Source organism: Mesorhizobium sp. B2-6-2, from assembly GCF_006440615.1.
Taxonomy (GTDB): Bacteria; Pseudomonadota; Alphaproteobacteria; order Rhizobiales; family Rhizobiaceae; genus Mesorhizobium.
This window is the reverse complement of sequence record NZ_VFUG01000004.1, coordinates 120,273-134,051: the sequence shown is the minus strand read 5'-3', so window position 1 is coordinate 134,051 and position 13,779 is coordinate 120,273. Positions and strand designations below refer to the sequence as shown.

General features: G+C 63.8%; 4 protein-coding genes. All 4 read right to left on the bottom strand.

From position 1 onward, the window contains the following. Positions 1-5: 5 nt before the first annotated feature. On the bottom strand, positions 6-587 hold the full coding sequence (locus tag FJ419_RS11095; RefSeq protein ID WP_181170670.1) for a hypothetical protein: 582 nt from the start codon (positions 585-587) through the stop codon (positions 6-8). A 75-nt stretch (positions 588-662) separates the two neighbouring features. Further along, positions 663-1,172, bottom strand: a complete 510-nt coding sequence (locus FJ419_RS11085; protein WP_140691397.1) for a phage tail protein — start codon at positions 1,170-1,172, stop codon at positions 663-665. 12 nt (positions 1,173-1,184) lie between these two features. Then, positions 1,185-1,691 (bottom strand): tail fiber protein, encoded by a 507-nt coding sequence (locus tag FJ419_RS11080; protein ID WP_140691392.1) that lies wholly within the window; start codon positions 1,689-1,691, stop codon positions 1,185-1,187. A 184-nt stretch (positions 1,692-1,875) separates the two neighbouring features. Next, positions 1,876-13,539, bottom strand: coding sequence for a right-handed parallel beta-helix repeat-containing protein (locus FJ419_RS11075; RefSeq protein ID WP_140691388.1), 11,664 nt, complete (start codon positions 13,537-13,539; stop codon positions 1,876-1,878). Positions 13,540-13,779 lie beyond the last annotated feature (240 nt).

Sequence of the window (13,779 nt, the reverse complement as noted above, 5' to 3'; positions counted from 1 at the left end):
CTGCCTCAGACCGGCGGTGTCAGGTCGCGCACCACGGCGATCTGCTTGAGGTTGCCGGTGGCAAGCGCCGTCCAGTCCCACTCCCATTCGGAGCTGTCCATGGCCATCTGGTTGAGGGTCCACAGACCATTCGAGCCGTCGCCGGTGGTCATCAACGAGAACAAGGCGAGGCGGCCGTCGGCATTGTAGTCGAGCGACAGGCGCGTGTTGGCGTTGGACAGGCTGAAATCACGCCATCCCGACCAATTCTGGGTGGCGGCGTCATACTGGGCGTTGAAGGAATGGACATGCTGCTGGTCGGACGCGGCCAGCATGATGTCGCCGTCGCCCTGGATGCCGGCGCATAGCGTGGATTTGGGAACCCTGCTGTAGCCGGGGGACGCCCAAACCGTCCAGGTGTCGGAGCCCGCCGGCTGTTGCTTGGTATGCAGAACCTGGCCTGGCTGCGTCATGGCAAAGAGATTGGTTGCGCCAAGCGGACCGACGATCGGCGCCATTTCCGTGAACCTGTATCCGTTGTCGATCTCCACCCATTGCGTCCAGTCGGCCGGCGTCAACGCCTGGGCCTTGGCTTGCTGGCGCACCACGCCCAGCCCTTGGGCGCGAAATTGAACGGAAAGATGCGAATTTCGGCGACGAACGGATCGGCCATGACGGTCCTCTCAGGTCTGCGACGGGAAGATGCCGAACAGCGAGATGATGAAGTTGACGCACAGATAGGGCTGGAAGTTGCTGTGCGGCTGACTGCCGCCTACAGTGCTCACACTTTGTGGAGACAACGTCACAAAAGGTGCGTCCGAGCCGTAGGGCGTTATCGTTGATGCCTGCGTAATTGCCAGAACTTGGCCGGTGGGGCTGATACCTGAGGCCGGGTTGGCGGACGCCACTGCCGGATGGGAATGGCCCGGTATCTGCGATACCGTCAGTGTAACCTCCTCCACCCCGCCAGTCTCGGCCAGGATTGAGCCGTTGCCCTGGTGCAATGGCACCCGCCCCCGCAGGTCAGGCAGCGCGAAGGTACTCTCGCCGTCGCCGCCATAGGTGGTGCCGATGAGCTGGAACAGGATCTCGTTCTCCGAAATCGGCAAAAGCTGGCCTTCGCAGAACATCCAACCTGCCGGCGCGAAATTGCCGGCAAACATGCGGACTTCGCCAATATAGGGTTGTGCCATGGTCGCGTTTCCTCAAGTCTGCGACGGGAAAATGCCCTGCAAAGCAATGCAGAAGCTCAAGGTTAGAAAGGGTTGCATGTTCAGGTGCGGCTGACTTCCGCCGACGGCGCTTATGGTGCCAGCAGCCATGGCCTGAAGGTTTGACGCGGCAGCAAACAGGTTGGCGCCCTGCGCCTGAGAGAGCATGCGAGAGCTGTTGGGCGCCCCGCTCGTCGGTGTCGTGTTGACGGCGCTGACCACATGCGTGTGTTGTGGTAGTTCGCTTATCGTAAGTATATGGGCCTGCTCGCCGCCGCGTTCGCCGAGCGCGTGGCTACCGCCCAAATGTATCGGCATGCGCCCGCGATAGTCGGGCAGAGCGAAGTTCACACGACCGTCGCCGCCGAAGGTCGTGCCCAGCAGAGAGAACAGCGCCTGATTCTGATTGATCGGCAAGAGTTGCCCGTTGCAAAGCGCCCACCCTTTTGGCGCAAACTCGAAAGACATGATGCGAATTTCAGACAGAAATGGTTCCGACATCAGTCCCTCCCCGGCAAAATCGATCAGCTTACTAGCTCGGCAGCATAATCTACACTTGCGTCACGTCAACATTAATTCACCGAATGATTTACAAGTTTCAAATTTATTTTGTACAATACTTTACGATATACAAAAAAATCAAAGCTCATGATCCGCCTCGATTGTCCGCCCTAGATATCGATCATCACGGCGGCGCTTTCGTCGTGTCGGATACAAAGCCGGAACCACTGATGATGTCGGTTCCGTTACCAGATGGGTTCAGTGCATTGATGAAGTCTTGAACATTGGTGTTCGTAGGCGGATCCTGCAACGCCGGTCCTCCAACCGCGTCGTAGAGGCCGAAGACGTTGACCGCAGGATTCGTCCCCTGCTTCCTCAAGCCAATACCGGCTGCACCATTGCTTCCCGCGCTAGTATTACCGAAGATGTTCAGAAAGACTTGGTCGTTCACGCTGGTAGCGTTACCCGCATCGACGCGGATGCCCTCGCGTGCCGTGCCGCCCACATTTACCGGCGCGCCAACATTGTTGTTGGCAATCTTGAGATCCAGGATGCCCGTGGAGCCACGGCTGACCATCAGAATGCCGTTGCCATCGGTGCCGCTGATCGTGTTGTTGGTGACGCTGAGATTCAGTTTGGGCGTCGCTGCGGTGCCGGCGCCTCCGGCGCCGTTGCCGCCACCGATACCGTTGCCGCCGCCGCCGTTGGGCGTATGTGTTGCGACGATGACGTTGTTGTCGACGACTCCCGCCATATCGGAGAAGCCGTTGTTGCCGATGAGAATGACGGTCCCAATGCTGCTGCTGCCAAGCGGCGTTCCGACCGTGCCGTTGTTCCTGATCTCGAAATTCGTCTGGGTGCGGGAGCCGGAATTGCCGCCGGAATTGGCGACCGCAATGGCCTGAGTGCCCGTTGCATCTAATGTGATGGCATTGCCGGTGATGGAAATGATGTGGCTCGGATCGCTGATTGGGCGGCCTAGCCCGTCAAACGTGACAAAGCCGGCATGCGCACCAGGCCCACTCGCGTTGGCGTTGCCGACAGAAACCTGAATGCCGTTGCCGCCGCTGCCGCTTATATTGTTGTTGGCGATTGTCGCATTGTTTAGATTGAAGACCGTCGACGCATTGCCTGTACCAACGAGATTAACGCCGCTGAAGCCGGGATTGGTGATCGTGTTGTTCGAGATGTTGGCGTTGGTCACTGTCCCGTTGTCGGATTGGACATCAAGCCCGCTATAGAATGCATTGGTGAAGGTATTGCCTGTTACCGTGAGCGTGCCGGCAATGTTGTTGCCAAGGCCGCTGCCGGAGCCATTGAAAGCAATCGCGGATTCGAAACCGGCATTGCCGGCATTAGCGATCGTGCCGTTGGTAAAGCTGAAATTGACAACCTGCGTGCCGTTGATGCCGCTGCCGCCGGTCGACTGAAGGTTCATCCGGTCGAACGAGACGTTGCTGGTATTGGTCAACGAAATGGCATCACCGGTCGTATTCTGGATCGTGCCGCCCGATCCGGCCGAGCCGGTGCCGGTCACGTGCAGGCCGCCGCTGGAGCCGGTCGTGTCGAGAATGATGCCGTTGGCCGAGCCGCCATTCGAGCTGATGCTCTGGAAGATCAGATTGCCGGATCCGATCGTGGTATTGGCAACGTTGAGCGCCGTTGCCTGGCCCGAATTGATCGTGCTGCCCAAGCCGGTCGCGCTGATCGTGCCGCCACCCGTCGCGGTGAAGCCGGTGGCGTTGCTGCTCGAGGTGTTGATGGTCAGCGTGTTGGTGAAATTGATGGTTGCGCCGGTGTTGCTGCTGAGCGCTATGCCGCCGCTCGAAACTGTCGCCGAAATGGTTCCGCCGAAGGTCGCTGTGCCACCGGTGTGAGACGATACGCTGACGACGTTGCCGGCGCTCGTCTTGGCTATGGTGCCGCTGTAGCTGATGGTGTTCGAGCCGCCCGAGACCAGGAACGCCGTGCCCGAGGCGCCGCTCAGCGTGCCCGCGCCAAGATTGACCGCGCCGGCGCCGGTGACGTTGGTGAGCGAAACATTGTTGGAGCCGCCGGTCGATGTCGTCGAGGTGAAGTTGATGCCCGTCGTGGTGGCGACGCCATTGAGGTTGATTGCCTGCGCGCCGGTGGAGCTGACCGTGCCGGTGGCGACATTGACTGTGCCGCCATTGGCGACGCTGAAGCCGGTCGTGCCGCTGCTGGCGATGTCGATGTTGGCGAAATTGATCGTCGAGGACTGGCCGTTGTTGTTGATCGACACCGCGGTGCCGGTCATCGGCGTGCCGGTGCCGAGATCGACCGTGCCGTTGAAGCTGACATTGCTTGCTGCCGTCGCGCCGGAGATGACGATGCCGCTCGCCCCTCCGTTTGCCGTGACCGCGCCCGCAAAGGTGAAGCTGCCGCCGGCACGGTTGGTGATGCTTGCCGCTGTGCCCGAGCCCCCGGCAGCAATGGAGCTGGCGTTGTCGAAGACGATCGCGGCGTTGCCGCCCGTGACCGTGATCCCACTGCCGCCAGATATGTCGACGTTGGTGCCGTTGATCGTGCCACCGGGACCGGAGGCGCCGCCGAAGACTATGCCGGTGCCGGTCGCTGCCGTGGTGATGTTGAGGTTGGTCAGCGTCGTCGTGCCGGTGGTGTTGCGCAGGTCGATGGCAATGCCGGTAGCGCCGGTGCTGGTGACGTTGGTGATGGTGGAGTTCAGCGCGTTGAGGACGACGTCCGTCGCATTGCCCGAGAACGCCACATTGTCGATCGTGGTGCTGGTGGACGGCGTGATCTCAATGCCGGCTATGGTGAAGTTTCGGATCGTCATATGGCTGATCGTGGTGCCGGAGGCGCCCGCGCCATTGTCCTTGATGCCGCGTCCGCCGCCATCGAGGATGAAGCCGTCGATGATGTTGCCGCTGGCCCCAAGCGTGATCGTATTGTTGCCGGCGCTGGTGGTCAGCGTCGCTGCGCCATTGGGCGTCTGGTCGATGATCGAGATGTTGTTGCTGGCGAGCTGAATGGTCGACGGCACCGTCAGCGCCAGGTTGATGTTGCCGTTGGCGAAGCCGCGCAGTTGTTCGCCCGCGGCAAGGTTCAGCGTGTTGTCGGCATTGGTGCTGGCGGCGGTGATGGTGCCGCCGTCGTTGACAAGGACGATGACGTCATTGGCAACCGCCGCCGCCTCGGCTGTCGAAAGCGTCGCCAGATTGCTCTGGTCCTTGCCGCTGCCGTCGCCGGTGGCGCTGGCGCCGACAAAGTAGATCCTGCCGATGCCGAAGCCGAGGCCGGGGCTGGCCTGGAAGTTCACGTCCTGGAAATTGTAATTGCCGGCAACCGGCGCGCTGGACGAGTCGATGCCGACATTGGCGCTGATGGTAGACGACTGGTCGGTCGCCGACTCGCCGTCGCCATAGGTGAAGTTGAGGTTGGTCGTCGAGTTGAGGAAGACGCCGGTGTTGACGCCGGTAATGCTGGAGCTGTTTCCGGCCGCATTGGCGTCGCCGAGACGCACCGTCTGGCCGCCGGTGGCGCCACGCAGATCGATGCCGATGGAAGTGCCGGCGCCAGTGGCGTTGGTGACGTCGAAATCGTTGGCCGTGATGGCGGCATTGATCGTCGCGCCGTTGAGGCTGAAGCCAACGGCGTTGTTGTTGCTCAGGCTGATGTCGAGATCGTTGAAGGAAAGCGCCGCGCCGAGCGTGCCGGTGACATCGACGCCGCGCGTGGTGACGTTCTGCAAATTGGCCGTGCCGATGGCAATGGCACCGCCGCCGGACGAGCCGACGCTAGCCAGGGAGATGCCGGCCACGGGCCCATTCGCCGACACGGTCGAGAAATTCAAGCCGAGACTGCCGACGGTGACGTTGCTGAGATCGATGCCTCTGCCGGCCGACGTCGTCGTGATGGTATTGCCGCTTCCGGCCACATTGACCGTTCCGCCCGTGAAGGCCCTGAAGCCGCTACCGGAGGTCGTCGTGATGGCCAGGCCGCCATTGGTGAAATTGACGGTGCCGTTGCTAAGGCCGGCCAGGGAGACAGCTGTGTTGGTGCCGGACCTGATCTGCTTGCTGGCGCCGGAGAAGGTGACGGTCGCCGCGGTGCCGTTGTTGATGCCGAAAACGGCAATATGACCGCCGCCCGCGGCGAAACCATCGGTCAGATTGCCCGAAAGCGTCACCGAACCGCCGGTCAGCTCCTGGATCGAGACCGCCGCGCCGCTGCCGTTGCTGGCGATGGCGCCGGCATAGGAGACCGTGGCGTTGCCGCCGCTCTGGTCGGTGACCGAGCCGATGTTGAAGGCAGCGCCCGAGCCGGTGTTGGTCAGCGTGCCCGTGCCCAAGTCGAGCGAGCCGGCCACCTGCTGCAGGTTGATGCCGTTGGCCGTACCCGAGAAGCTGGCGCTGACCGAGGTGAAGCCGCCATTGAGGGTGGCCGAAGCGATGTCGACGGCGGTTCCGTTCGAGGTGCTGACGCTGCGCGTGCCGGCGCCTGTCACGTTGACAATGGTGGCGGCTGGCGCAGCGCTGCTGGAGACGCGCAGGCCAGTGCCCGTGGACGTGGTGATGCCCAGCGTGCCGTCGAAGGAGACGGTGGTGGTGCTGGCGGCGTTCTCGACGTTCACGCCGCGGCCGGCCGAGGCCGAATTGTCGATCGTGGTGTTGCCGAAGGTGTACGCGCCGCTCGAATTGAGAACCTCGATGCCGGCACCGCCGGACGCGGTGACGTTGACCGCGTCGAGATCGACATTGCCGCCGCTGGCGCCGCTGATCAACACGCCCTGGCCGGCCGCGTTGGTGGAGGTGACATTGTCGAAATGGACGCCGCCGGCGCCGATTGCGCCCTGCAGCGATAGCGCCGTCTGGCCCGTCGCGTTGATCGTGGTCGAGCCGGCAGCGGCAACCGTGAGCACGTTCAGGCCAGAGAAATCGAGACCGGTATCGGCCGAGGTGGCGATGTCGAGGCCGCCGTTGAAATTGACCGCGCCGCCGGCGGTGCCGCCCGAGATCGACACGCCATTGCCGCCGGCGATCGTCACCTGGTCGGTGAAGGTCACCGCCCCGCCGGTGCGGTTGGCGATGTTGATGCCGCCACCGATCAGCGTGCCGGACGTCGCGCTGTTCGGCAGGATGCCGCGCGAAACCTGGATGGCGCCGGAGCCGCCGTTCACGTCGAGCAGCGTGCCGGCAACGCCGATGTCGTTGTTGATGACCGAGAGATTTCCGGTCAATCCCGCGACCTTGATGGCGGTCTGGCCGGCCGCCACATTGCTGATCGTGACGCCTTCGATGGTGATGCCGCTGGCGTTGCTGAAGCCCGACGCGCTCTGGTCGATGAGGAAAGCTGAGCCGCTGGCGCCGCTGAAATCGAAGGTCGTGTGGCGGACCGCGTTGTCGCCAAGCAAATGCATGAAGTCGCCGGTGCCGGTGACCACGGTCTCGTCGCCGGTGATGTTGCCGCCGGTGGCGCCGAGGCTGCCATGGACGTTCACCGGCTGGATGGTGCCGATCGAGACGACGTTGCCATTGCCGAAGCCGGTGATCGTCTGGCCCGAATCGAGCGTGAAGGCGCTGGCGCCGAGATCGATCGGACCGACGAAGGCGAAGTTCTGGGTGCCGGTCAGCGCATCGGCGGCGGCAAGCGAAATGGTGCTGACGCCCATGCTGAGGTTGCCGGTCGTGCCGGCGTTGATAAAGCCGCCTGACTGCGAAACCAGCGTGACCGCGCCTGCCGCCGACCCGAGGTTGGCGTTGCCGGTGAAGAACACGTCGTCGAAATCATAGTCGCCGAGCGTCGGATCGAGGCCGACCGTGTTGACGGTGTAGCCGTTGGTGGCCACGGAGATCGAGGATTCCAGCCCGTCGGTCGAGTCGCCGTCACCGAAGGTGAAGGTGGCGTCGGCCGAGGTCGCCGTGGTCTGGCCGGACGACAGATCGACGCCGATGCCGACGTCGGCGATCGAGGATCCTTGCAAGAAGGTGATGACCTTGTTGCCGGTCGTCGAGGACAGATCGATGCCGCGCGAGGTGAGGTCGCCGGTGCCCGTGATGGAGGTAACGCCGAAACCGGCGGCAGTGGACGAGCCGCTGAGGTCGATGCCGGTCTGGTTGGCGCCGACATTGCTGATGGTCGTGGTGCCGAGCAGGACGTTGGCATTGGTGCCGCTGAAATCGATGCCGGCCGTGTTGGCGGCCGAGCCCATCGCCACCGTGGTGGTGCCGGAGAACGTCACCAGGCCGGCATTTGAGCCGATCTCGATGCCGTTGCCGCCGGGACCCGAGACCGTGACATTGCCGAAGCCTGCAATGGCGCCGCTTGCGACGTTCGAGACCGAAAGACCGTTACCGGTCGCGTTGGTGATCGACAACGCCGTCATGGCGTGGAACGTCGCGGTTCCGCCAAGACCGCCGATCACCGCTCCGCCGCCGCCCGTCGCGCTCAGCGTCGAACCGCTGAAGCTGATCGCGCCGCCGGTTGGCGCCGTCGTCGAGCCGACGTCGAAGAGATTGCCGGTTCCGGTCGAGGTGACGCTGCCCGTGAACGCGACCGAGCCGCCGGTGGTGCCGTCGATCTTGACCGCCGTGCCCGGCGCGCCTGCCGAGCTGGAGACGTTGGCCGAAACGGTGATCGCCGCGCTGCCGCCGGACACCACGACACCGTTGCCGGTGCCGGAATTGGTGATGGTGCCGCCGATCGAGATGGTGCCGGCGTTGCCAGTCAGGTTGACGTCGTCGCCGTTGACGCCGGTCGTGACCAGGTTGTCGACGCTGACGGTGGCGCCGCTGTTCTGCACCGCGAATCCGGGGACCGTGCCGCCGGCGGTCGCCACCGTCGTCGTGCCGTTGAAGGTGTAGGTGCCGCTGGCGACATTGGTGAGGCGGATGGCATCGGTGCTGGCGCGGCTGATATCGACGGCGCCGAAGGTGACATTGCCGCCGCTGGTGTTCGAAATGACGATGCCGCTGACATCGGTAGCCCCTGAGCCGTCCACCTTGACGCTGTCGAAGGTGACGCCGCTGCTGCCGATGACGAGTCCGCTCGCGCCGCCGAGCTGGATGCCCTTCTCGGTCACGCCGCCGCCCGTCGCGATTGTGTTGGTGCCGGTGACGTTGAGCGTGCCGCCGTTGACGGCGCTGAAGGCAAAGCTGCCATCGGTGGTGAGGTCGAGACCGCCAGTAAAGTTGATCGTGCCGCCGGCATTGCCGCCCAGATCGATGGCATTGCCCGAACCAGTGACGTTGGCGGTGATCTTGCCGGCGAAAGTGACCGAGCCGCTTGTCAAGCCGCTGATCGTGACGGCCCTTCCGGAGCCTGTCTTGTTGATGGTGCCGTTGTAGGTGACGTTCGGCGTCGACGCGGAGACGACGAAGGCGTCGCCCGCCGTGCCGGCGATTGAGCTCAGATTGTCGAAGGTCAGCGTGCCGGCGGTGCCGCCGCCGATGTTGATGCCGGTGGCCGCCCCGGTGATGTCGAAATTGTTGAAGGTGGCGGTGCCACTGTAGGCGCTGATCGCGAGCGCCGTGCCGGCAACGCCGCCGATCGTGGTGTTGGTGAAGGAGGTCGTGGCGCCTGAGCTGTTCAGCTTGATGCCGGTCTGCGCGGACTGGACGATCAGATTGGTGACGCCGATGGCGCCCGAGGCGCCGGTCAGGTCGAAAGCGGTGACGGCGCTGGTGACGGTGACGCCGTTGACCGTCAGGCCGCTGATGCCCGCGCCGTCGATCGCCGAGCCGGAGCCGGCGTTGCTGACGCTGAGGTTCTGGACGAGGTTGCCGTTGGCAAGGTCGATGGCGCTGCCGCCCGAATTGATGAGCGTGGCGCCGCCATTGCCGAACGGATCGGCCTGTGTTGCACCGCTGACGACATTGGTGCCGGTGACGTTGGCCGGGGGCGCGCCGAGATCCACCGTCGCGCCATTGGCGAAGGAGACGAGCGACTGGCCGGCGGCGAGCGTGAAGCCGTCGGCATCGGTGTTGATCGCGGAGCCGTTGTTGACCAGGACGAAGATGGTGTTGGACGGCGCCCCGAGATCGTCCGCCGCGGCGGCGCTGACCAGGTCGTTGACGCTCGAACCGTTGCCGGCGCCGGTGTTGCTGTCGCCGACGAAGACGATGTTGGCGGTGTCGAACAGCTGCGGCCCGATAAGCGCCGTATCGTTGAAGGCGTAGCTGCCGCTGCCTGCCATCAGGCCGCGCATGTCGAGCGAGGCGACCGTGCCGGTGATCGAGGCGCCACCAGCGGTGCCGAAGGAGAAGGCGGTGTTGGCGGAGACGCCGGCCGCGCCATTCGTGCCCATCTGCACGCCGGTGCCGACCGAGATGACGCCGCTGCCGATGGTGACAGAGCCGCCGGTGGTGCCGGAGAGGTCGATGCCCGTCGAGGTACCGCCACCGGAAATGGCGAGCGTCGCAGCGGTGAAGGTGGATGTGCCGGACATGCTGAGGCCGGTCTTGCCGGTCTGCAGGTTGGTGATGTCGATATTGCCGAAGGCGATGGTGCCGTTCGCGCCGATGACGTTGATGCCGTTTTGGCTTGGATTGTCTATCGCGACATCGCCGAAGGTGACGGCGCCCGAGTTGCCAATGAGCCCGATCGCCTGGGTTGTCGCATTGTTGACGGTGACCTTGCCGCCGAAGCCGACCGCGGCAGAGCTGCCGCCCACCACAATGCCGCTCGCAACATTGGAGATGGTCGTCGTGCCGGTGACGTTGAAGCTGCCTGTCACCGCCCCAAGGCTGAGACCGGTCGAGCCCGGGTCGGTGCCGGTGTGGCTGAGGCTGGACAGCGTGACATCGAGCCCGATATTGGCCGCCCGCAGGCCGTTGATCGTGTTGCCGGACACCGTCCCGTCGGCGATGGAAAGCGTGCTCGTTCCAGGGCTCGAGACAACATCGACCCCGATGCGATTGTTCTGCGCATTGACCGTATCGAACGCGTAGGCGCCGGTGCCGACAATTGACAGGCCGGTGCCGCCATTGTTCGCAACCGTTGTCGTGCCGGTGAAGGTGAAATTGCCATTGGCCAGCGCCAGGCCGGCGCCGGTGTTGCCTGTCGAGCCGATATTGGAGGCGCTGATGCCGCTCGTGCCGTCAAATCGCACGCCTGCCAAACTAGCGCCGCTGACCGACATGCCCGCCAGCGTGACGCCGGTGACATTGGTGCCGTGGATGCCGTTGCCATTGGCGACGCCGGCGATGTTGAAATCGAGCAGCGAAGTGTTGCTGGCGACCGTAACGGCATCGCCGGCGCCCGTATTGGTCAGCGTCGCCGCGCCGTTCGCGTCAGAGACGACCTGGTCGTGCTGGACACTGTCGCCGGTGACGTTGACCGGGACGCCGCCGAGCGAGAAGGTGCGGCCGTTGCCGAAGGAGGCCATCGTCTGGCCGGCATCGAGCGTGAAGCCGCCAGCGGCGTTGATCGGCGTGTTGGCGGCGTCATTGACCAGCACGAAGATGGCCTGGCCGTCATGGTTGTTGTCGGCATCGGTGATGGATGCCAGGTTCGAAATCGAAGAGCCGTCGCCGGAGCCGTTCGCGCCTACGAAGAACAGATGCTGCTGGTCGAAGAGCTGATCGCCGCTGAAGGTGGTCGAGCCGAAGGCATAGGTGCCGAGCGTCTGGTTCAGGCCGCGCGCGTCGAGCGAGGCGGTTTGTCCCGCGATCGAGCCGCCGCCAAATATGAAGTTGGCGTTGGCCGAATTGGCCAGTGAGCCGGAAATGCCCAGTCGCACGCCGGTGTCGACGCCCGAGATGCTGCCGCCATTGGTGAAGGTGATCGTTCCACCGGTCGTGCCGGCGAGGTCGATCCCGATGGTGTTGGCGGCGCCGGTGCCGGTGAGGTTGAGCGACCGCGCGGTGAAATTGGTCTGGCTGTAGGAGAAGTCGATACCGGTGCCGATGCCGAGTCCGGAGATGACGATGTTGCCGGCGACCACGGCGGCATTGACACCATTGAACCTTATGGCGTCGTCGTTGACGTTGGTGATGTCGATGTCGCCGAAGCGGATCGTCGCCGGCGAATCGGCGATCACGATGCCCGCCGAGGCCGTGTTCGAGATGGTCGTGGCGCCATTGACCGTGAAGCTGCCCGACAGGTTGTAGAGCACGACGCCCGACGTGCCGCCGTCCTGGGTGATCGAATCCAGCACGACATGGGCAGTGATCGGATCGATGAAGACGGCGGTGCCGCCATTGCCCGAAATGGTGCCGCCGGTGGTGGTGAAGCTGCCGCCGCTCGACGTGCCTTGCACGGTTATGCCGCGATCGGTGTTGTCCAACGCATTGACGGTGGCGAAGGTGTAGGTGCCATGCCCCGTGATATCGAGGCCGTCGTCGCCATTGTTCTGAAGCAGCGTCGTGCCGGTGAAATTATAGGTGCCGTCGCCTTCGATATGCAGGCCGTCGAGGCCGTTGTTCCGCGACGTGAAGTTCGAGGCATTGACGCCGGTCGACGTGCCGGTGAACTCGGCACCGTTGCCGCCGGCGCCGTCGACCGTGACGTCAGTCAGTTTCGTGCCGGTGACGTTGTTGCCGAAGATGCCGTCGCCGCCGCCGGTGATGGTGATGCCGCTCAGCGTGTTGTTATTGGCAAGCGAGATGACCGGGTTGGCGGCGTTGGTGCCCTGGATCGTGCCGTTGCCGCCGCCGAAATTGTAAGTGCCGATGCTGCCGTTGGCGAGCTTGGCCTGGACGCTGCCGCCACCGCCGATGACGGTCTGGCCATCGGCAAGCGTTACGCCGGCGGTGGTGATGTTGCCTTTGCCGCCTAGGGCTACGACGATGCCATTCGCCCCGGCGCCCGCAACCGCGTTGTCGAGCGTCGTCGGATCGCCGATCGTGCCAAGGCCGAGGGAATCGTTATCGCCGTCGGCGAAGAAGAATTTGCCGAAGGCGGCGTTGGTGGCCGCATTGATCGCCACGCGCGTCGTCGTGCCGGCGACCTTGTCCTGGTTCTCCAGCCTGACGCCGATGTCGCCGCGCACGCGCTCGTTGAGCCGCTTGCGCAGGCCCGGGCTGACCGTGGAGACGAGGTCCGCCGCATCGTCGGCGGAAGCGCTCTTGCCGGGCACGTTGAAAGGCACCGTCAACCGGATGCTGCCGGCGAACTGGGTATTGTCGCGATTGTCGTTGCGCACCTCACCGGCGAAGGTCAACGACGTGCCGGCGCCGATGATGTCGCCGATCGTGTATTCGATGCCCGCCTTGGCGCCGGTGATCGAGTGATCATCGCCGTCCGGATCGGCGAAATGATAGGCGCCGATATCGAAGCGCAGCGACTGGTTTTCCGGCAGGTCGATCGGCGCCTGGACGCCGACCTCGCCCTCGATGCCCCAGGCGGCATAGGTGCGGCGGTCTATGGCCGAGATTTCTTCCAGCAACTGGTTACCGACCAGCGACAGCGTCGAATCGATGCCGTTCGAGCCGCGGTCCTTGCTGATCGGCAGATAGACATTGACATGCGCGTCGTATTTCGAGGTGATCGCCTCGAGCCCGAGCGTGGTGGCGACGAACTGGTGGCTGTTGTCGTTCTGGATGTTGAGATAGGCGTAGCCGCCGATCATCAGATCGGGATTGACGATGCGGCGAATGCCAAGGCCTACGTCCTGGCCGAAACCATCGTCGAAATCATATTTCGAGCGTACATCCAGGAACAGGACGGATTCGAGGTTCTGCTTGACCGGAAGGAAGCCTTCGAGCGCGGAGTAGCCGCTGTTGCTGTCGGCGCCGATGATGGCGCGGATCTGCGGTTGCCACAGGCCGGCATCCTGGGCATGCGCGGCAAGGCCCGACAGGGCGAGGGCGACGGTCGTCAGCGAGGAGCTGCGCAGCAAAATACCCGACCGACGGGATGCAGCCAACGCTCCGCCGTGCTGCTTGTGGCGCCCTGCAGTCTCCCCCCGACGTTCAGTCAGCCCTTTGCGCGAACGCATATGCCCGTCCCGGCCGCCGCCATGCTCTTCCGCTGGAATACCAGATACTATTGTATTGCATGGTATTGCACCGCAATTAACGGTTGAGGTACCGTATTAACATAGAATTTGGAGTCCTGTGGTAGTAGAGCAACACCGATTTTTTCTCCGACGACTCGGACTCACTAA